The 19,460-nt window shown below is 72.5% G+C and carries 17 protein-coding genes and 1 pseudogene; 5 read left to right on the top strand and 13 right to left on the bottom strand.

Going from position 1 to position 19,460, the window contains the following annotated elements:
* Positions 1-103: 103 nt before the first annotated feature.
* Genes AC07A4_RS21445 through AC07A4_RS21435 form a run of 3 tightly spaced genes read right to left on the bottom strand, consistent with a single transcriptional unit; the run spans position 104 to position 3,007 of the window.
* Positions 104-1,312, bottom strand: coding sequence for a dipeptidase (locus tag AC07A4_RS21445; RefSeq protein ID WP_478600938.1), 1,209 nt, complete (start codon positions 1,310-1,312; stop codon positions 104-106).
* Between the two features lie 4 nt (positions 1,313-1,316).
* Complete coding sequence (gene purE, locus AC07A4_RS21440) at positions 1,317-1,850, bottom strand: 5-(carboxyamino)imidazole ribonucleotide mutase (protein ID WP_478600935.1); 534 nt, start codon at positions 1,848-1,850, stop codon at positions 1,317-1,319.
* Positions 1,847-3,007 carry a 5-(carboxyamino)imidazole ribonucleotide synthase gene (locus tag AC07A4_RS21435; protein WP_478600933.1) on the bottom strand — a complete coding sequence of 387 codons (1,161 nt, stop codon included), beginning with the start codon at positions 3,005-3,007 and terminating at the stop codon, positions 1,847-1,849. The genes purE and AC07A4_RS21435 overlap by 4 nt, the downstream gene beginning before the upstream one ends.
* Before the next feature lie 230 nt (positions 3,008-3,237).
* On the opposite strand from AC07A4_RS21435, the gene AC07A4_RS21430 reads away from it, so the two are divergent.
* On the top strand, positions 3,238-3,774 hold the full coding sequence (locus AC07A4_RS21430) for a GtrA family protein (protein ID WP_478600931.1): 537 nt from the start codon (positions 3,238-3,240) through the stop codon (positions 3,772-3,774).
* Between the two features lie 40 nt (positions 3,775-3,814).
* Here AC07A4_RS21430 and AC07A4_RS21425 read toward each other — a convergent pair whose 3' ends face one another.
* Together AC07A4_RS21425 and AC07A4_RS21420 are read right to left on the bottom strand one after the other, a co-directional pair.
* Entirely contained in the window at positions 3,815-5,107 is a 1,293-nt protein-coding gene (locus AC07A4_RS21425) for an ATP-binding protein (RefSeq protein ID WP_478600928.1), read from the bottom strand.
* A gap of 182 nt (positions 5,108-5,289) precedes the next feature.
* Positions 5,290-5,967 carry a response regulator transcription factor gene (locus tag AC07A4_RS21420; RefSeq protein WP_016644465.1) on the bottom strand — a complete coding sequence of 226 codons (678 nt, stop codon included), beginning with the start codon at positions 5,965-5,967 and terminating at the stop codon, positions 5,290-5,292.
* A 505-nt stretch (positions 5,968-6,472) separates the two neighbouring features.
* On the opposite strand from AC07A4_RS21420, the gene AC07A4_RS21415 reads away from it, so the two are divergent.
* Positions 6,473-7,963, top strand: coding sequence for a peptide MFS transporter (locus AC07A4_RS21415; RefSeq protein WP_478600925.1), 1,491 nt, complete (start codon positions 6,473-6,475; stop codon positions 7,961-7,963).
* 107 nt (positions 7,964-8,070) lie between these two features.
* Positions 8,071-8,919 (top strand): alpha/beta hydrolase family protein, encoded by an 849-nt coding sequence (locus AC07A4_RS21410; RefSeq protein ID WP_478600923.1) that lies wholly within the window; start codon positions 8,071-8,073, stop codon positions 8,917-8,919.
* A 43-nt stretch (positions 8,920-8,962) separates the two neighbouring features.
* Here AC07A4_RS21410 and AC07A4_RS21405 read toward each other — a convergent pair.
* The 6 genes and pseudogenes from AC07A4_RS21405 to AC07A4_RS21380 form a co-directional block, all read right to left on the bottom strand.
* Positions 8,963-9,202, bottom strand: a pseudogene (locus AC07A4_RS21405) (hypothetical protein); the annotation flags it as partial.
* A 90-nt stretch (positions 9,203-9,292) separates the two neighbouring features.
* Positions 9,293-10,363 carry a hypothetical protein gene (locus tag AC07A4_RS21400; RefSeq protein WP_478600920.1) on the bottom strand — a complete coding sequence of 357 codons (1,071 nt, stop codon included), beginning with the start codon at positions 10,361-10,363 and terminating at the stop codon, positions 9,293-9,295.
* Positions 10,360-11,295 carry a COG1470 family protein gene (locus AC07A4_RS21395; protein ID WP_478600917.1) on the bottom strand — a complete coding sequence of 312 codons (936 nt, stop codon included), beginning with the start codon at positions 11,293-11,295 and terminating at the stop codon, positions 10,360-10,362. The genes AC07A4_RS21400 and AC07A4_RS21395 overlap by 4 nt, the downstream gene beginning before the upstream one ends.
* Positions 11,262-11,993: an LPXTG cell wall anchor domain-containing protein gene (locus AC07A4_RS21390; RefSeq protein ID WP_478600915.1), complete on the bottom strand. Its 732-nt coding sequence runs from the start codon at positions 11,991-11,993 to the stop codon at positions 11,262-11,264. Before AC07A4_RS21390 ends, AC07A4_RS21395 begins: the two co-directional genes overlap by 34 nt.
* A 195-nt stretch (positions 11,994-12,188) precedes the next feature.
* Positions 12,189-12,704: an ATP-binding protein gene (locus AC07A4_RS21385; RefSeq protein WP_478600913.1), complete on the bottom strand. Its 516-nt coding sequence runs from the start codon at positions 12,702-12,704 to the stop codon at positions 12,189-12,191.
* 330 nt (positions 12,705-13,034) lie between these two features.
* Positions 13,035-13,403 carry an STAS domain-containing protein gene (locus tag AC07A4_RS21380; RefSeq protein WP_478600910.1) on the bottom strand — a complete coding sequence of 123 codons (369 nt, stop codon included), beginning with the start codon at positions 13,401-13,403 and terminating at the stop codon, positions 13,035-13,037.
* A 262-nt stretch (positions 13,404-13,665) separates the two neighbouring features.
* On the opposite strand from AC07A4_RS21380, the gene AC07A4_RS21375 reads away from it, so the two are divergent.
* Entirely contained in the window at positions 13,666-14,631 is a 966-nt protein-coding gene (locus AC07A4_RS21375; protein WP_478600908.1) for an RNA polymerase sigma factor SigF, read from the top strand.
* A gap of 96 nt (positions 14,632-14,727) precedes the next feature.
* On the opposite strand, the gene AC07A4_RS21370 is transcribed toward AC07A4_RS21375, so the two are convergent.
* Both AC07A4_RS21370 and AC07A4_RS21365 read right to left on the bottom strand, forming a co-directional pair.
* A complete protein-coding gene (locus AC07A4_RS21370; RefSeq protein ID WP_478600905.1) occupies positions 14,728-16,086 on the bottom strand; it encodes an APC family permease in 1,359 nt (452 codons plus the stop codon).
* Positions 16,087-16,191: 105 nt separating this feature from the next.
* Positions 16,192-17,580, bottom strand: coding sequence for a type III PLP-dependent enzyme domain-containing protein (locus AC07A4_RS21365; protein ID WP_478600902.1), 1,389 nt, complete (start codon positions 17,578-17,580; stop codon positions 16,192-16,194).
* 116 nt (positions 17,581-17,696) lie between these two features.
* On the opposite strand from AC07A4_RS21365, the gene hutU reads away from it, so the two are divergent.
* Positions 17,697-19,355 carry a urocanate hydratase gene (gene hutU, locus AC07A4_RS21360; RefSeq protein WP_478600899.1) on the top strand — a complete coding sequence of 553 codons (1,659 nt, stop codon included), beginning with the start codon at positions 17,697-17,699 and terminating at the stop codon, positions 19,353-19,355.
* Positions 19,356-19,460 lie beyond the last annotated feature (105 nt).

The raw sequence follows: 19,460 nt of genomic DNA, 5'->3' as shown, positions 1-19,460 counted from the left end.
GATAGCGGTTCTGGATCGATCATTCAAGAATGCGGAACGAAGAAGGGGCGCGGCCCGATGGCCGCGCCCCTCACCCCTTATGACGCCGCGTCAGCGACGCGTGTCAGCGGCCCGCGTCGCCGTCCAGCTGCTCCAGCGTCGCCACCGAGGGCCCCCGGCGGGAGGCCTCCGCGCGGGCCACGTCCTCCGCCGCGCCCAGGACCCGTACCGCGTTCCGCCAGGTCAGCTTGGACAGGTCGGCCTTCGACCAGCCGCGGTCGAGGAGTTCGGCGATCAGGTTCGGATACCCCGACACGTCGTCGAGGCCGGACGGCGTGAACGCCGTGCCGTCGTAGTCGCCGCCGATGCCGATGTGGTCGATGCCCGCGACCTCGCGCATGTGGTCGAGGTGGTCGGCGACCGTCGCGGCGGTGGCGATCGGGCGCGGCGTCGACTCCTCGAAGGCGGCGTGCACCTTCATCGCCTCGGGGGTGGTGTCGAGGTGGTGGAAGCCGTGGGCGCGCATGTTGGCGTCGGCGGCCAGCGTCCAGTCGACCGCCGCCTGGAGCACGAACTTCGGCACGAAGGTGGCCATCGCCACGCCGCCGTTCGCGGGCAGGCGCTCCAGGACGTCGTCCGGGATGTTGCGGGGGTGGTCGCACACCGCGCGGGCGGAGGAGTGCGAGAAGATCACCGGCGCGACCGAGGTGTCCAGGGCCGCCCGCATCGTCGTCGCCGCCACGTGCGAGAGGTCCACCAGCATGCCCAGGCGGTTCATCTCGGTGACCACCTCACGGCCGAACGCGGAGAGGCCGCCCACGCCGGGCTCGTCGGTCGCCGAGTCCGCCCACGCGATGTTGTCGTTGTGCGTGAGGGTCATGTACCGCACGCCGAGGGCGTGGAACGCCCGCAGCGTGGCCAGGGAGTTGTTGATCGAGTGGCCGCCCTCGGCGCCCATCAGGGACGCGATCCGGCCCTCGCCGCGCGCCGCCTCCATGTCGGCGGCGGTCAGCGCGCGGCGCAGGTCCCCGGGGTGGCGGTCGAGCAGCCGCCCCACGCAGTCGATCTGTTCGAGCGTCGCGCTGACCGCGTCGTCGCCCGCCATGTCGGTGCGCACGTACACCGACCAGTACTGCGCGCCGACGCCGCCCGAGCGCAGCCGGGCGAGGTCCGTGTGCAGCCGTCCCGCCTGGTCGGCGGCGATGTCCAGGAAGTCGAGGTCGTACCCGGCCTTCTCGCGCAGCGCCCACGGCAGGTCGTTGTGCCCGTCCACGACGGGGAACTCGGCGAGCAGGGAGCGGGCTTCGGCCAGGGACTCAGGCAGCTTCGTCATGGGATTACTTTCCCGACCCGAAGCCGAATCCGGAACCCGCCCCCTCGACCTTGGCGCGCAGCCGCTTGCCCTTCTCCGTCGCCTGGTCGTTCAGGTCCTGCTGGAACTCCCGCATGCGGCCGAGGAGTTCGGCGTCGTGCGCGGCGAGCATCCGCGCGGCGAGCAGCCCCGCGTTGCGGGCGCCGCCCACCGAGACCGTCGCGACCGGCACGCCCGCGGGCATCTGCACGATGGAGAGCAGGGAGTCCATGCCGTCGAGGTACTTCAGCGGGACCGGCACGCCGATCACGGGCAGCGGGGTCACGGAGGCGAGCATGCCGGGCAGGTGGGCGGCGCCGCCCGCGCCCGCGATGATCGCCTTCAGACCGCGGTCGGCGGCGTGCTCGCCGTACGCGATCATCTCGTGCGGCATGCGGTGCGCGGACACCACGTCCACCTCGTACGCGATCTCGAACTCGTCGAGGGCCTTGGCGGCGGCCTCCATGACGGGCCAGTCGGAGTCCGAACCCATCACGATGCCGACAGCGGGGGAGGTCATTCGGTGATCGTTCCTCTGAGGTAGCCGGCAGCGTGACGGGCGCGGTCAAGGACCTCGTCCAGGTCGTCGCCGTAGGTGTTGACGTGTCCGACCTTGCGGCCGGGCTTCACGTCCTTGCCGTACATGTGGATCTTCAGCTGCGGGTCGCGCGCCATGCAGTGCAGGTACGCGGCGTACATGTCGGGGTAGTCGCCGCCGAGGACGTTGGCCATGACCGTCCACTTCGCGCGCGGGCGCGGGTCGCCGAGGGGCAGGTCGAGCACGGCGCGGACGTGGTTGGCGAACTGGGAGGTCACGGCGCCGTCCTGGCTCCAGTGGCCGGAATTGTGCGGTCGCATCGCGAGCTCGTTGACCAGGACGCGGCCGTCGCGGGTCTCGAACAGCTCGACGGCGAGATGCCCGACGACGCCCAGCTCCTGGGCCACGCGAAGGGCCAGCTCCTGGGCCTGACCGGCCAGTTCGTCGCTGAGGTCGGGGGCGGGCGCGATCACGGTGTCGCAGACCCCGTCGACCTGCCGGGACTCCACGACCGGGTAGGCCACGGCCTGGCCGTGCGGCGAGCGCACGACGTTCGCCGCCAGCTCCCGTACGAAGTCGACCTTCTCCTCGGCGAGGACCGGCACGCCCGCGCGGAACGGCTCGGCGGCGTCGGCGGCGGAGCGCGCGACCCACACGCCCTTGCCGTCGTACCCGCCGCGCACGGTCTTCAGGATGACCGGGAATCCGTCACCCTCCGTACCCTCCGGGGCCCCTTCCGCGGCGAAGGCCACGACGTCCGCCGGGTCCCTCACGATGCGGTGGCGGGGGCAGGGCACCCCGAGCTCGTCCAGCTTCGCGCGCATCACCCCCTTGTCCTGGGCGTGCACCAACGCGTCGGGCCCCGGGCGGACGGGGATGCCGTCCGCCTCCAGGGCCCGTAGGTGCTCGGTGGGTACGTGTTCGTGATCGAAGGTGATCACGTCGCAGCCCCGCGCGAAGTCACGCAGCGTGTCGAGGTCGCGATAGTCGCCGATGACGACGTCGCTGACGACCTGCGCCGCGGAATCCTGCGGAGTGTCACTGAGGAGCTTGAACCTGATGCCTAGCGGGATGCCCGCCTCGTGGGTCATACGAGCGAGCTGCCCCCCGCCGACCATGCCGACTACCGGGAACGTCACACCCACAGGGTATCGGCCATCCGGGAACGGCCCGATCCCGTGCTCTGGCGTCACAGCCGTGCCACGGACTGACGGCGCCCTCGCGCGCCGCGCGGGGTCGCTGGTTAGCATGGCTGGGTTGACGTGATCGGGGAAACCGCGAACAGGCGGACGAGGAATCCCGTCGACGGCGCCGGGCACCCGGCCGCGATGACCGACTGACACCGACACGGGGGCTGGGGCGACCAACCATGACGGACCGCGCCGCACTGCGGGGGCGACTGGACCAGCTCACACGCGAAGTGGCCAAGTTCGGGGCCGTCGGCGCCGTGGGAACCCTGATCAACTTCGCCGTCTTCAATCTCGTACGGCACGTCACCGATCTCCAGGTGGTGCGCGCGAGCCTGATCGCGACGACCGTCGCGATCTGCTGCAACTACCTGGGGTTCCGGTACTTCACCTACCGTGACCGGGACAAGAGCGGGCGCACCAAGGAGCTGACGCTCTTCCTGCTGTTCAGCGTGGTCGGCGCGATCATCGAGAACGGCGTCCTGTACGTCGCGACGTACTGGTTCGACTGGGACAGCAGGCTCCAGTCGAACGTCTTCAAGTTCCTCGGCATGGGCATCGCCACGCTGTTCCGCTTCTGGTCGTACCGGACCTGGGTGTTCCGGGCGCTGCCCGCGCGGGCGGCCGTCGCGGACGCGGAATCGTTCCTGGAGGACGCCGAGACGGCCGAGGGCGGAGCGGAGCGCCCCACGGCTACGGGCACGCGCGGCTCGGCCTGATGGCTCCGGGGGCTGCGAGGGCCGGAGCGGCCCCGGCCGCTCAGCGGACCGTGTCGTCCCGGCCGTGCTCCTGGTCGCGGTCGTCCCGCTCGCCCTTGTACGCGGGCGTGCGCGACAGGAAGAGGCCGAACACCGGCGGCTTCGCCTGGAGCATCTCCAGCCGGCCCCCGTCCGCTTCGGCCAGATCCCGGGCCACCGCGAGGCCGATCCCCGTCGAATTGCGGCCGCTGATGGTGCGCTCGAAGATCCGCGCGCCGAGGTCGGCGGGCACCCCGGGGCCGCTGTCGGTGACCTCGACGACCGCCTGGTTGCCGGTGACGCGGGTGCGCAGGGCGACGGTGCCGCCCCCGTGCATCAGCGAGTTCTCGATCAGTGCCGCGAGGACCTGCGCGACCGCGCCGGGCGTGCCCACCGCCATCAGATGGCGCTTGCCGGAGCTGACGATGGCGCGGCCCGCGCTGCGGTAGGCCGGGCGCCACTCCTCCAGCTGCTGCTTGATCACCTCGTCCAGGTCGAAGGAGACCGCGGAGCCGGTGCGGGGGTCCCGGGAGTTGGTGAGCAGCCGCTCCACGACGTCCGTGAGCCGCTCCACCTGGGCGAGCGCGATCGTCGCCTCCTCCTTCACCGTGTCCAGGTCGTCCGTGACCGTGATCTCCTCCAGGCGCATGGAAAGGGCGGTCAGCGGCGTGCGCAGCTGGTGCGAGGCGTCGGCGGCGAGGCGGCGCTCGGCGGTGAGCATGCGGGCGATCCGCTCGGCGCTGCCGTCCAGGACGTCGGCGACGCGGTCCAGCTCGGGGACGCCGTAGCGGCGGTGGCGTGGGCGCGGGTCGCCGGAGCCGAGGCGCTCGGCGGTGGAGGCGAGGTCGGTGAGCGGCGAGGTGAGGCGGTTCGCCTGGCGGACGGCGAGCAGGACCGCCGCGACGATCGCGAGCAGGGCCACGGCGCCGATGATCAGCAGGGTGCGGCCCACCTCCCGGGTGACCGCGGCGCGGGGCTCCTCGACGGTGACCTTCTCGCCCTCCTCGCCGTCCTCCGTGGCCCGGATGACGTCGCCCTCGGGGCGGGTGCCGACCTCGATGGGGGCGCGTCCTGGGATCTCGATGCGGGCGTAGCGCTCGGTGTCGACCTGCTCGCGCAGCACCGCGCCGCTGACGCGTTCATCGCTGATCAGACGGCTGTCCACGATGCTCGCGAGCCGGACGGCCTCGGAGTTCACGCGCTCCTGGGCGCTGTTGCTGATCGTGCGGGTCTCGACGATCACGAGGGAGACGCCGAAGACGGCGATCACCACGAGCACGACGGCGAGGGTCGAGTTGATGAGACGGCGACGCACGGGGCCCTCCGGCCGGGCTGGGGGTAGGACCAGACAAGTGTGCCCCGCGCCTGGCGGCGGGCCTGCCGCTCCCCGGCACGGGCGCCCCGTGCCCGGTTACCCGGCGGCTTCGGGCTGTGCCCACCCGTTCCGCCCTCTGGGCGGACCAGCTGCCCACAGCAGGGGGGGGAGGCCCAGTGGGTCTAGGACTTCTCGAAGCGGAAGCCGACGCCTCGGACCGTGGCGATGTAGCGGGGGTTCGCCGCGTCGTCGCCGAGCTTCTTGCGCAGCCAGGAGATGTGCATGTCGAGGGTCTTGGTGGAGGACCACCAGGTGGTGTCCCAGACCTCGCGCATCAGCTGGTCCCGGGTGACCACGCGCCCCGCGTCCCGCACCAGGACCCGCAGCAGGTCGAACTCCTTCGCCGTGAGCTGGAGTTCCTCCTCGCCCATCCAGGCCCGGTGCGACTCCACGTCGATGCGCACGCCGTGCGTGGCGGGCGGCTGGGCCGGCTCCGTGGCGCCGCGCCGCAGCAGCGCCCGGACCCGGGCGAGCAGCTCGGCGAGGCGGAAGGGCTTGGTGACGTAGTCATCGGCGCCCGCGTCGAGGCCGACGACCGTGTCCACCTCGTCGGCGCGCGCCGTGAGGATGAGGATCGGCACCGTGTGCCCCTCGGCGCGCAGCCTCCGGGCGACCTCGAGGCCGTCCATGCCGGGCAGCCCCAGGTCGAGCACGACCAGGTCCACGCTGCCCTGGAGCCCGGCGTCGAGCGCGGTCGGGCCGTCCTCTCGCACTTCGACCTCGTAGCCCTCGCGGCGCAGGGCGCGGGCCAGCGGCTCCGAGATGGACGCGTCATCCTCGGCGAGCAGTACACGGGTCATGGGGTGATGGTAGTCCGCGCCGGACCAGCGTCGAGGGGTGATCGCCGCGCGCCCGGGCAGGTGCGGGGCCCGGAGAGCGGAGTCGACCGCTCCGGCATGTGATCCTTGGGGTGGTCTCGTAGACACCTTGGAATGTGTGCCGTTGGTTCCTGCGTCACCTGTGATCCATCTCTCAAGTCCTTCCAAATGCCGAAGTGTCGTGGCGTATGGTGACGAGAAGCCTGTAGCAGCACTCGAAGACCTTCGGCCGCACGCGCTGAAGGTCTCTTCTGTGTGCGGGCTGGTGTTCACCAGCCCGGAAGGAATGACCTGTGGTCGGGCCCCGCACGCGACGATGCGTCCCGGGGTGTGGATCTCGGTGTCTCCGCCCCTCGGCTCCGCGCAGCGGAACGAAACCCCCGTCAGGCGAGGGGGCGGGCGGAACGGCGCCGGTGCCGACCGCCCCCCACCGGGCGCGCCCACGGCCCTCAGCCGCGCGCGTCCCGACACCCCCGAGGATCGACCCATGGCGTCCAGCCTGACGAAGGACTCGGCCAGCGCTCCTGGCTCCGAGAAGACCTTCTTCGGCCACCCCCGCGGCCTGGCCACTCTCTTCATGACCGAGATGTGGGAGCGCTTCAGCTTCTACGGCATGAAGGCCCTGCTCCCCTTGTACCTGGTCGCACCCGGCGGCATGGACATGAACGCCGCCACGGCCACGGCGATCTTCTCGATCTACATGGCCATGGTGTACCTGCTCGCCCTGCCGGGCGGCTGGTTCGCGGACCGCCTGTGGGGCCCGCGCAAGACGATCACGATCGCCGCCCTGGTGATCATGGCCGGTCACATCACGCTCGCGCTGCCGGGCCAGGTGATGTTCTTCCTCGGCCTCGTCCTCGTGGCGATCGGCTCCGGCCTCCTGAAGGCCAACATCTCCACGATGGTCGGCCACCTCTACAACGGCCCGGACGACCCCCGCCGCGACGGCGGCTTCACGGTCTTCTACATCGGCATCAACCTGGGCGCCTTCATCGCGCCGCTCGCCATCGGCACCGTCGGCGAGAAGGTCAACTGGCACCTGGGCTTCGCCCTCGCCGCCCTCGGCATGGGCCTCGGCCTGGTGCAGTTCCTGCTCGGCGGCCGCCACCTGAGCGAGCGCAGCAGCGTCGTGCCGAAGCCGGTGGCGAAGCCGGAGCTGATGGGCCTGGTGCGCAAGGCCATGCTGTGGGTCATCGCCGCCGTGGTCTTCTACGGCGTCGCGGTCGGCACCGGTGTCTACACCCTGAACTGGGCCATCGTCCCGATCACCATCGCCGGTCTCATCATCCCGATCTGGGTCCTCGCGCGCATCAAGCGCGACAAGGAGCTGACCCAGGTCGAGCAGTCCAAGATGACGGCCTACATCTGGTTCTTCGTGGCCGCCGCCGTCTTCTGGATGATCTACGACCAGGGCGCGTCCACCGTGGCCCTGTTCGGCAAGAACTCCACGGACACGTCGATCCTCGGCTTCGACTTCCCGGTCTCCTGGTACCAGTCGGTCAACCCGGTCCTGGTCATGGCCCTGGCCCCGGTCGTCGCCTGGATCTGGCTGGCGCTGAACCGCACGGGCAAGGAGCCGAGCACGGTCACGAAGTTCGCCTCCGGTCTGGTCGTGGTCGGCGCGTCGTTCTTCGTCTTCCTGATCCCGCTCACGATGGCGGCGGACGGCCAGAAGGTCGGCGCGTACTGGATGGTCGCGATCTACTTCATGCACACCGTCGGTGAGCTGTGCGTCTCCCCGGTCGGCCTGTCCGTCACCACGAAGATGGCCCCGCAGAAGTACGCCTCGCAGATGCTGGGCGTCTGGTTCCTCGCCGTGACCGCCGGTGACTGCACCACCGGCCTGCTTTCCACGGCGGGCGTCGACCTCAACAAGACCGGCGTGGTCGCCATGGAGGCCACCCTCGCGGTCATCGCGGGCATCGCGGTCTACATGTACCGCAAGAAGGTCAAGGCGCTCATGGGCGACGTGAACTGACACCGCGCGTCCGCACGCGTACGAACTGAGGGCCGCCGCACCACCCGGTGCGGTGGCCTTCGGCGTTCCGGGCCCCGCCGCCGCGCGGGGCGGTGGACCATCGGCCCATGACCGTACGCCGTAGCCTGCTCGCCCTGGCCCTGGGCGGAGCGCTGCTCTCGTCGAGCGCCGCCGCCGAGGCGGTGCCCGAGGCCCCGCGGGCCCCCGTCCTCTCGTACGGGCCGCACGCGCGCCAGACCGTCACCGTGCACGGCGCCGAGCGGCCCGGCGAGCGCCCCGCCCTCGTCGTCCTGCACGGCGGCTCCTGGGCCCGCGACACGGACTGGAGCGGCTGGTCGCGCTGGTTCGCCGCGCGCGGCTTCACCGTGTACGAGACCGACTACCGCCTCTCCTCGGACGCGGTGTGGTCCGCGCAGCGCGCCGACGTGCTCGCCGCGCTGCGCTGGATCGCCCGCAGGCAGGGCCCCGGGGCACAGCGGCCGCTGCTGCTCGGCTCGTCGGCGGGCGGGCACCTGGCGCTGAGCGTCGGCGCGTACGGCGACGGGCGGGCGTACACGCGCGGCGTGGTCGCCCTCTCCCCCGTGGCCTCGCCCTACCGCGCGTGGCGGGACGGGACGCGGCCGGGCGCGAGCGCCGAGCGGCGCTCCCTCGCGCGGGCGGCGAAACGTCTCGCCGGATGCGACCCGGACCGGGCGGGCAAGCGCTGCTGGGAGCGGTGGGGCGACATGGCGGCCGCCGCGCACGCCTCGGGCGCGCGGGACGCGCCGCTGTACCTGGTGCACTCGGCGGCCGACTTCGTCCCGCCCGCGCACTCCGCCGACCTCGCGTCGGCGCAGCGCGCGGCCGGGCTGCGGGACGTGACCGTACGCACGCTCCCCGGCTCGGCCCACGGCGGCCTGCTCCTGAAGGAGCGGGGGCTCGCCGCGGACGTCCTGGCGTGGCTGCGGGGCCGCTGAGCGCTGGCTAGTGGCGCCGTACCCGGCGCAGAAACGTGAACACCGCGCCGCCCGGCTGTGCGGAGGTGTCGAGTTCCAGGGACACCGCGGTCTTCGCGGGCGTGCACGTGGTGATGGTCCCGAGCGCCTTCACGGTGAGGACGCCCGGTGAGAGCGTCGACCTGCCGTCGGCGCCCGGCTTGTAGGTGCCGGTCAGGTCCGGGACGGCGATCGGGTCACCGGCCTTGATGGGCTCCTTGTTGAGAGGGCCCTGGACCGGGACGGTCCCCTGGTCGACGCGGCCTCGACGGTCCTCCAGACCACCTCCGTCTCGTACGGGGTGGTGCTCCGCCCGCTCTCGCGCTCCGGTGCCTCGTCTTCCCCGGCTCGCCTGTCACGGCTTTCCTTTCGTCGGGGGGCCGTTGTCGGACGGCGCGGCGAGCTGTCCCGCCGGTGCCCCCGGATCGGTGTCCGGGGCGAACCAGGGCAGAGCGGTGGCGGCGTCACCCTCGGGGGCGGGCCGGGCGCCGGGGCGGCGGGTGCGGTGACGGCCCGGGGCGCGGCGGCCCCGGTCGGGGCGGAAGCGGTCGACGACCGCCATGCCGACGCGGAAGACGGCCGCGGGCACGACGACGCACAGCAGCACCCAGAACAGCGTGACCCCCCAGGGCCTGCCGACTCCCCACGGCTGCTCGGCCAGGACCCGGCCGCCGTACCGGAGCGAGACCACGTAGTCGCCGTGGGCCCCCGCGACCAGCTCGACGGGCAGGCTGATCCGGGCCTTGCCGCCGGGCGCGACCGTGCCGCGCCACCGCTGCTCCTCCCAGCGCGGCGCGAACACGCCGTGGGAGGTGCCGACCTGGAAGACGGGGTCCTTGACCGGCGCGGTGCCCATGTTGCCCACCGTGAACACAAGCCGCCGCGAGGGCGGGGCGCCGAACCACGTCAGGACGCCGCTCGACCCGTCGAGCCGGGTGCCCGTGACGACGGTGAGACGGCCGCCGCCCCGCTTCGGCAGCGGCTTCACCGGGTGCCCCGCGACGGTGAACCGCGCGTCCGCGGCCGCCTTCGCGCCGGTCGCCGTGGCGACGTGCACGACGCACGGGCAGGGCTCGGGCGGCTCGGCGACCGGCAGCTTCCGGCGGAAGGCACCCTCGCCGTCAGTGGTGACGGTGCGCCCCTGGGCGTTGGCACAGGAGTTGGTGCCGCCGGGCACGCCGGCGGCGGGCGTCGCCTGCCCGCACACCAGCACCATAAGCAGCGCCTTCGGCCGCCACCCGCTCCCCCGCACGGTGACCGAACCGCCGGCCCCCGCCTGGGACGAGGAGAGGGTGACACTGGGCTTGGGCCGCGCGGCGGCGGACCGCTCGGCGGCCGCGGTGCCCGGTGCGGCCGCGGTGAAGCCGAGGAGCGCGAGCACCAGGGCGACGGCGTGGGCGCGCGGCCCCCTGCGCTGACTGTTCACGGCTTGCCTCCCGTTCCGGCGGCCGTCGGCTCCCGCGGCGCCCGCACCCCGTCCCCGCCCCGGCGCCCCCGGCGCCGCCCGACCCACCAGGCGAGGGCCGCGACCACCGCGGCGCCCGTGCCCGCGACAGCGGGCCACGGCACGAGGCGCGCGGACGTCGTGGCCTCGGCCCGGGCGCCGCCCGCCGCCGTGGCCGTCAGGCGGACGTCGACCAGGTCGAGCGCGGGCACGCCCGGCCACGGCTCGCTGAGGGACATCCGGCGCCCGGGCTCCACCCGTACGGGCAGCCGTCGCGGCGCGCGGTCGAGCAGCTCCCCGAAGACGCCGTCGGCCCGTACCGCGATGCGCGGCGCGAGCACCGTGTTGCCCCGGTTCACGAGGTCGTACGCGATGCGCCCGCCGTCGGCGTCGATCCGCACCCGCTCCACCGTGAGCGCGGCCAGGGCGGGGCCGCTCACCCGCAGCCGCAGCGGCACCCGTGCCTCCCGGCCGCCGCCGCGCGCCACCACCGCCCCGGAGCGGTCGCCGGGCACGGCGCCGCGCGGCACCGTCACCGTGAACGGCACGTCGGCCCGCGTCCGCGGCGGCACCGTCACCTTCCGCTCGGCGAAGGCGATCCGCGCCCCCGTGCCGTGGAGCGTCACGGTGCGCGGCCTCGGGCCGCGGTTCGTGACGGACACCTCGTCCTCCAGTACGGCGCCGGGGGCGCCCTCCGCGTACAGCGAGGGCCGCGCGGAACCGGCCGCGGTGAGGGACCAGTCGGCGTCCGCCGCGGGCGCGCCCCGCGCCGGTGCGGCGCCGCACGCGAGCAGCACGGCCGCCGCGGCAAGGGCCCGTGCGCACCGGCAGGACCGCATGGTCCGCATGGCCCGCATGGCCCGCACCCGCGCCCGCGCCGTCAGCGCGGCGCCTGGTGACGCCGCGTCAGCCACAGCACCCCGGCCGCGCCCGCGAGCAGCACCGTGCCGCCGAGCGTGCCGAGCGCGATGGCGGAGTCCGCGGGCCCGGTCCGCGGCAGGTCCTCGCCGCCGGAGGCCGTGCCCCCCGAACCGGAACCTGAGCCCGAGGGCCCGGAGCCCGCGTTCGTACCGGCGCCCGAGCCCGTGTCGGCGGACCCTCCGGACCCCTTCACGTTGAGGGTCAGGGAGGGTTTGGGGTTGTTCGCGGGCGTACACGTCGTCGTCGTACTGAGCGCCTTGATGGTGAGGACCCCGGCGGTGAAGGTGACCTCGCCGGACTTCTTCGGCCTGTACGTACCCGACAAATCACTGATCTTGATGGGGGTATTGGCCGGAATCGCCTCGGCGTTCGCGGGCCCGGACACCGCGACGGTGCCGCTCTCCGCGCCGCCCAGCTTGATCACGGCGCTCGGCTTCATGGCGCCCTTGCCGAGTTCGACGGGGCTGGAGGAGACGCCCTTCTTGAAGGACATCGTGAGCTTGTAGCCGCCGCCGCTCTTCACGCTCTTGATGTCGATCGGCGAGACGGCGCCCTTGTTCCCGATGGGCGTCTTGCACTGGTAGTCCACGTCCCTGACCTCGGCCCGCGCGGCGGGTGCCGCGAGCAGCAGTGCCGATCCGGCCAGGGCGGCGGTGACCACGAGCGCGGCGGGTTTCCTCTGGTACGACACCTCGATGTCCCCTCATGCCGTGGTGCGGGCGGGTCCGTGCCGCGCGTGCGGATTTGCTGACGGCACATCAGATCGGGCGCTCAAGGTACGCCCGGGACCTTGCCGAGGGAAGACAAAGGACGCGCCGGATCCGTGGAGATCCAGCGCGTCCTTCGCGGCAGAGGTGAACGGCGGGCGGCGCGCGCCGCCCCGGCCCTAGCCCGGCGCCCCCAGCTCCGCCCACACCGTCTTGCCGGTGGCGCCGGAGGTCCGTACGACCCCCCAGTCCAGACAGAGCCGCTGCACGATGAACATCCCGTGCCCGCCGGGGCGCCCGGCGCGGTGGGGCGTGCGCGGCGCGGGCTGGCCCGCGCCGCGGTCGGAGACCTCGACGCGCAGCACCTTCCTGGCGTTGTCGCAGGAGAGCCAGAGCTCGTCGGGGCCCTCGGCGTGCAGGCAGGCGTTGGTCACCAGCTCGGAGACGACGAGCAGGACGTCCTCCGCCGCCGCCCGCCGGTCGGCGGTCGCCGCGGGCAGCCAGCCCCAGGCGTGCAGCGCCTCGCGGGTGTAGTCCCGGGCGAGCGGCACGACGCCGCTCGCGCCGTCCAGGCGCAGCCTGCGGACCTGGCGGCCCCCGGACCCGGGGGTGGCCGCGCGCGCGGGAGCGTCCGCGACGGCGGCCTCCGAATCCGGGCCACGGTCGCCCGGCGAGTAAGGCCGGGTGGCGCTCATCAGCACTTCACCTCACCGACAAGAGACTCTGGACAAGTGACGGGTTCCGGGAGCCCCGGCGGAACCCCCCGCCCGGCCGCTCCCTGGCCGCTTGCCGTTTCTGACGTTGATCTGACGTTCGAATCCGAGATCCGGCCGGTGCCCGGCCGACGACGGATTCTGGGGTGACTTCTGCCCGGCCGAACCGTGCGAACACCCATGGATTCGGCAGGAACCGTGTGACCCTGATAACGCATTGATCACACGGGGGCAACCGGCGCATAACGCTTCGCGTCGCACACCAGGTCGCCCTTCGCGCTCCTCGCATCCCCCACGGAGAGCCACCGCCACTCAGTCGGCGAGCGCCGCGTCGAGCGTCTCGTGGACCGTGAAGACGGCGTCGGCCCCGGTGATCTCGAAGACCCTGGCGACCACCGGCAGCATCCCCGCGAGATGGACGCCGCCACCGGCCGCCTCGGCTTTCAGCCGGGCCCCGAGGAGCACGTTGAGCCCGGTGGAATCGCAGAACTCCAGCTGTGAGCAGTCGACCACGAGCCGTGCGAATCCCTCGTCAACGCAGCCTTCGAGGGGCTCCCGGAGCAGTTCGGCGGTGTGGTGATCGAGCTCACCCGCCGGGGTCACGACGGCGCTGCGGCCCTCTGTCCGGACTTCGACCAGAAGCCGACCCCTGTGTGCGCTGCCGACCGTCCCGCGGTCCATTCCGTCACTCTCTTCCGACCGTCGTGGGCTGATTCCGACGCGCGCCGTGGGCGCGCGATGACGCCCTTGAACATTACGCCTTCCCTACGCCCCGGGACAGCCGAACATCCCCCCGAATTCGGACATTTCGCCATGGACCGCACTTGCGACTCCGGCGCGGGAGCGGGTAGGGGTAGAAGGGACATCACCCGACCCGGACGGCTATGGAGGCGCCGCACACCGCAGTGCACGTAGTGGCATCGGCAGCCATATGCCGAGAACGATGGAGGAGACCATGTCACCCCGGCTCGACGAATCGCGTACTGACCAGGCGACGTCGACACCCCCGCCGAACCGTACCCGGACCCCGTTTCCGGGCTCCGCCGAAGAAGCAAGGACGCCGGCCGCCGAAGACCCGTCGGGCGCCGGTGAACGGCCCGAGTGCCTCTCCGGGCTCCCCGAGATCCCCCCGTTCGACGAGGTGGGACCCCTCGACGCGCGAGCCCTCTCCAAGACTCTCTTCGAGCGGCTGGAATCCCTCGAAGAAGGCACGCACGCCCACGCGTACGTGCGCAACACCCTCGTCGAACTCAACCTCGCCCTGGTGAAGTTCGCCGCCTCCCGGTTCCGCTCCCGCAGCGAGCCGATGGAGGACATCATCCAGGTCGGCACGATCGGCCTGATCAAGGCCATCGACCGCTTCGAGCTCAGCCGCGGCGTGGAGTTCCCCACCTTCGCGATGCCGACGATCGTCGGCGAGATCAAGCGCTTCTTCCGCGACACGTCGTGGTCGGTGCGCGTGCCGCGGCGCCTGCAGGAGCTCCGCCTCGACCTCGCCAAGGCGGGCGACGAGCTCGCGCAGCAGCTCGACCGCGCGCCGACGGTGGCCGAGCTCGCCGAGCGCCTCGGCCTCTCCCACGACGAGGTCGTCGAGGGCATGGCGGCGTCCAACGCCTACACCGCGAGCTCGCTCGACGCGCAGCCCGAGGACGACGACTCCGAAGGCGCCCTCGCCGACCGCATCGGCTACGAGGACCACGGCATCGAGGGCATCGAGTACGTGGAGTCCCTGAAGCCGCTGATCGCCGACCTGCCGCCACGGGACCGCAAGATCCTCGCGCTGCGGTTCGTGGCGAACATGACGCAGTCCGAGATCGGCGACGAGCTGGGCATCTCGCAGATGCACGTGTCGCGACTGCTGTCACGGACGCTGGTACGGCTGCGCCGGGGCTTGACGGTCGAGGAATAGGGCGCCCCGTGGCTCCCCCTTTCGGCGCCGCGCGCCTCGTCCTCCAACGCCGGACGGGCTGGGACTCCGAACACCGGGCGGGCTAGAACGTTCTCTCTAGCCCGCCCGGAGGACCAGTTTGTTCACCGCCCAGAGCGCGATGCCGATCGCGAGGAGCACCCCGGCGCGGATGTAGACGTCGGCGGGCCGGTCCGCGAGGGGGCTGGCGAGGATCAGGGCGGTGATCGCGCCGAGGACCGGCAGGGCCGTGGGCGCCCGGAAGTGCCGGTGCTCGACCGGGTCCCGGCGCAGTACGAGCACGGCCACGTTGACCACGGCGAACACACACAGGAGCAGGAACGCCGTGGTGTCCCCGAGCCCCTCGATCTCCCCGGTGGAGACGAGCCCGACGGCGAGCAGGGACACGAAGGCGATGCCCACGACGGGGGTGCGGCGGCGCGCGAGGACGCGCCCCATGGCCCGGGGCAGGATGCGTTCGTTGGCCATGCCGTAGCACAGCCTGGACGCCATCATGATGTTGATGAGGGCGGAGTTGGTGACCGCGAACAGCGCGATGAGGGCGAAGAGCTTGTGCGGGAAGTCGACGCCGCCCGCCTTCACGACCTCAAGGAGCGGACCGCTGGAGCCCGCCAGGGTCTTGTGGTCGACGAGCAGGGACGAGACCAGGGCGACCAGGACGTAGATCGTGCCGGTGACCGCCACGCCGAGGAAGATCGCGCGCGGGAAGGTGCGGGTGGGGTCCTTGGTCTCCTCGGCCATGTTCACCGAGTCCTCGAAGCCGACGAACGCGAAGAAGCCGAGCGCGGTGGCGCCGAGGATGCCCGTCATCAGCGCGTATCCCGTGCCGTCCCCCTCGAACTCGGTGAGCCGCCCCGGCTGACCGTCGCCGGACAGGACCGCCCACGCGCCGATCCCGAGGATGATCAGCAGGCCGGTCAGCTCGACGACGGTGAGGACCACGTTCGTCTTCACCGACTCCGACACGCCCCGCAGGTTCAGCGCGGCGAGCGCGAGGAGGAAGGCGATGGCGACGAGCGTCGGCGGCAGCGCGTCGCCGGTGAGCTCGCTCAGGTAGTCACCGCTGAAGGCGCGGGCGGCCGCGCTCGCGGACGACAGGCCCGAGCACATCACCATGAACGCGATGATGAAGGTCAGGAAGGGGACCTTGAAGGCCTTCTGCGTGTACAGCGCGGCACCGGCCGCCTTCGGGTACTTGCCGACCAGTTCCACGTACGACGCGGCCGTCAGGATCGCGACCACGAAGCCGATCACGAACGGCAGCCACAGCGCGCCGCCCACCTTGCCCGCGACCTTGCCGGTGGTGGCGTAGATGCCGGTGCCGAGGATGTCGCCGATCACGAAGAGGATCAGCAGTCTGGGGCCGAGGACGCGGCGCAGGCCGGGTTCTTCGGCGGGCGTCGATGTGGTGCCGCTGCTCGTTCCTGACGTCGTCACAGGAGCCTCCCCCGAGCGTGACTGGGAACTTGAGAAGGTGCTCTTGCCCGGGACACGCCGGGACGATGCCCGAGTTGAGGAATTTCAGAGCCCACGCCCCGGCCCTCACCACCCGCTCAGCGCGTCCGGTTCGCCGCCGCCCGCCTCCGCGACCAGCTCCGCCACCGGCTGCGGAGCGCGCACGGTGGCGAACCGGACCGTGCCGTCCCCGCGCGCGGCGAAGCCGTGGATCCCGGGCCGGGGCAGGCTGTTGTACGAGTAGTGCTGGGCGAAGTAGTAGGCGCCGGTGTCCAGGGCCGCCACGTGGTCGCCCGCCTCCAGGAGCGGCAGCGGGTGGTCGGCGGCGAGCAGGTCGCCCGCGAAGCAGGCCGGGCCCGCGATGTCCTGGCCGACGGCGGGCCCCTGCTTGGGGCGGCCCTTGGCGTCGTACGCGGCGATCCTGAGCGGCCAGGACTCGGGCGCGTACACCGTGCGGGTCGCCACCTGGACGCCCGCGTGGGTCAGCGCGATGGGGCGCCCGCCCGCCTCCTTGACGTACTCGACGCGGGCGAGCAGCACCCCTTGTTTGGCGAGCAGCGAGCGGCCGAACTCGGTGACCAGGCCGTAGCGCCCGTCGAGCAGGCCGGGGACGCGCTCCTTGAGCAGGCGCGCGTAGGCGCCGTGGGTCGGGCTCGCCTCGTCGGAGTCGAAGTTGACGGGCAGGCCGCCGCCGATGTCGAGGGTGTCGACCTGGCGGCGCCCGGCGCGGGCGTTGATCTCCTCGGCGAGTTCGAAGACCGCCGCGACGCCCCGTACGAGCAGGTCGAGAGGGATGCCCTGGGAGCCGGTGTGGGCGTGCACACGGGTCAGCCAGGGGCGGTCGAGATAGGCCCGCACGAGCCACTCGCGGGCGCCGTCGTCGCGCAGCGCCACACCGAACTTGGAGGTCGCGGTCGCCGTGGAGAGCGCACCGATGGAGCCCGCGCCGACCTGCGGGTTCACCCGGATTCCCAGGGGCGAGCCGGTGGGCGCCGAGCGCACCAGGGCGTCGAGGCGGGCCAGCTCCTGGGGGTTGTCGGCGTTGACGGCGATGCCGAGGGCGAGGGCCTCGCGCAGCTCGGCAGGGGTCTTGGCGGGCGAGTCGAGGACGGTGTGCGCGGGCGGCACCCCGGCGGCGCGGGCCAGGGCCAGCTCGCCGGGGCTCGCGACCTCGGCGCCGATGCCCTCCTCGTGCAGCAGCCGCAGGACGGGCACCAGGGGCGTCGCCTTCACCGCGAAGGCGTGCAGGACGGGGGTGCCGGGCGGGGTGACCCCGGCGAAGGCGGCGCGCAGGGCGGTGGCGGCGGCGCGGACGCCGGTGACGTCGATGAGGCCGGCGAGCGGGTGCTCGGGGCTGACGAGCCCCTGCTCGATCGCGGCGCGTACGGCCTGGTCGCGGCGGGCGGCGGCCTCCGCGCCCGGGGGGCTTGTGGGGTCGACGGTGGGGCCGGGAACCGTCGCGTCATCGAGGCTCATGTGATCCACACAATCACCCGGGCGCCGCGCCCGGGGGCCCTACCGCGCTATTGACTAGAGCTATTCACCAACCGAGGATGTGAATAACAAGGTCACAACCCGGAGGAGGCACCGCCATGTCAGGACCCCGCCCCGTACGAGCGCCGCGCGGCACCGAACTGAGCACCCTGGGATGGCAGCAGGAAGCCGCCCTGCGGATGCTCCAGAACAACCTCGACCCCGAGGTCGCCGAGCACCCCGACAAGCTCGTCGTCTACGGCGGCACCGGCAAGGCGGCCCGCGACTGGCGCTCCTTCGACGCGATGACGCGCACGCTCAAGACCCTGAAGCAGGACGAGACGATGCTCGTCCAGTCCGGCCGCCCGGTCGGCGTCATGCAGACCCACGAGTGGGCCCCGCGCGTGCTCATCGCCAACTCCAACCTGGTCGGCGACTGGGCGAACTGGGAGGAGTTCCGCCGCCTGGAGGCCCTCGGCCTCACCATGTACGGCCAGATGACGGCCGGTTCCTGGATCTACATCGGCACCCAGGGCATCCTCCAGGGCACCTACGAGACGTTCGCCGCCGTCGCCGCCAAGAAGTTCAACGGCACCCTCGCCGGGACCATCACCCTGACCGCCGGGCTCGGCGGCATGGGCGGCGCCCAGCCGCTGGCCGTCACCATGAACGACGGCGTCGCGATCTGCATCGACTGCGACCCGCGCGCCATCGAACGCCGCATCGAGCACCGCTACCTCGACGTGAAGGCCGACTCCCTGGAGCACGCGCTCCAGCTCGCCACCGAGGCCCGCGACGCCCGCCGCCCGCTCTCCATCGGCCTGCTCGGCAACGCCGCCGAACTCCTTCCCCGGATGCTCGCCGAGGGCGCCCCCGTCGACATCGTCACCGACCAGACGTCGGCCCACGACCCGCTCGCCTACCTCCCGGTCGGCGTGGCCTTCGACGACATGGCCACGTACGCGGCCAAGGACCCGGCGGGCTTCACCCAGCACGCGCGCGAATCCATGGCCCGGCACGTCGAGGCCATGGTCGGCTTCATGGACGCGGGCGCCGAGGTCTTCGACTACGGCAACTCCATCCGGGGCGAGGCCCAGCTCGCGGGCTACGACCGCGCGTTCGCCTTCCCCGGCTTCGTGCCCGCCTACATCCGCCCCCTGTTCTGCGAGGGCAAGGGCCCCTTCCGCTGGGCGGCCCTGTCCGGCGAGGCCTCGGACATCCACAAGACCGACAAGGCGATCCTCGACCTGTTCCCCGAGAACGAGTCCCTGCACCGCTGGATCAAGATGGCCAGCGAGCGCGTCCACTTCCAGGGCCTGCCCGCCCGCATCTGCTGGCTCGGCTACGGCGAGCGCGACCGCGCGGGCGAGCGCTTCAACGACATGGTGGCCTCCGGGGAGCTCCAGGCGCCCCTCGCCATCGGCCGCGACCACCTCGACTGCGGCTCGGTGGCCTCCCCCTACCGCGAGACCGAGGGCATGCTCGACGGCTCCGACGCCATCGCCGACTGGCCCCTCCTGAACGCCATGGTCAACGTCGCCTCCGGCGCCAGCTGGGTCTCCCTCCACCACGGCGGCGGCGTCGGCATGGGCCGCTCCATCCACGCGGGCCAGGTGAGCGTGGCCGACGGCACGAAGCTCGGGGGCGAGAAGATCCGCCGGGTCCTCACCAACGACCCCGGGATGGGCGTCATCCGCCATGTCGACGCCGGGTACGAGACCGCTGACGCGGTGGCCTCGGAGCGCGGTGTCCGGGTGCCGATGCGGGAGGGCGAGTGAGCACGCCGCAAGAGGGGATCTCCCCCAACCCGCCCCGTCCCGAGCCGGGGGCTCTGCCCCCGGACCCCCGCTCCTCAAACGCCGGAGGGGCTGAAAATCCAGCGC

This window comes from Streptomyces sp. NPDC043996, from assembly GCF_056435225.1.
This window is presented reverse-complemented; position numbering and strand designations above follow the sequence as displayed.

Excerpts from the sequence above, each read along its gene's own strand:
- AC07A4_RS21445 (WP_478600938.1), bottom strand. The coding sequence starts at position 1,312 with ATGACGAAGCTGCCTGAGTCCCTGGCCGAAGCCCGCTCCCTGCTCGCC.
- purE (WP_478600935.1), bottom strand. The coding sequence starts at position 1,850 with ATGACCTCCCCCGCTGTCGGCATCGTGATGGGTTCGGACTCCGACTGG.
- AC07A4_RS21430 (WP_478600931.1), top strand. The coding sequence starts at position 3,238 with ATGACGGACCGCGCCGCACTGCGGGGGCGACTGGACCAGCTCACACGC.
- AC07A4_RS21420 (WP_016644465.1), bottom strand. The coding sequence starts at position 5,967 with ATGACCCGTGTACTGCTCGCCGAGGATGACGCGTCCATCTCGGAGCCG.
- AC07A4_RS21415 (WP_478600925.1), top strand. The coding sequence starts at position 6,473 with ATGGCGTCCAGCCTGACGAAGGACTCGGCCAGCGCTCCTGGCTCCGAG.
- AC07A4_RS21410 (WP_478600923.1), top strand. The coding sequence starts at position 8,071 with ATGACCGTACGCCGTAGCCTGCTCGCCCTGGCCCTGGGCGGAGCGCTG.
- AC07A4_RS21385 (WP_478600913.1), bottom strand. The coding sequence starts at position 12,704 with ATGAGCGCCACCCGGCCTTACTCGCCGGGCGACCGTGGCCCGGATTCG.
- AC07A4_RS21380 (WP_478600910.1), bottom strand. The coding sequence starts at position 13,403 with ATGGACCGCGGGACGGTCGGCAGCGCACACAGGGGTCGGCTTCTGGTC.
- AC07A4_RS21375 (WP_478600908.1), top strand. The coding sequence starts at position 13,666 with ATGGAGGAGACCATGTCACCCCGGCTCGACGAATCGCGTACTGACCAG.
- AC07A4_RS21365 (WP_478600902.1), bottom strand. The coding sequence starts at position 17,580 with ATGAGCCTCGATGACGCGACGGTTCCCGGCCCCACCGTCGACCCCACA.
- hutU (WP_478600899.1), top strand. The coding sequence starts at position 17,697 with ATGTCAGGACCCCGCCCCGTACGAGCGCCGCGCGGCACCGAACTGAGC.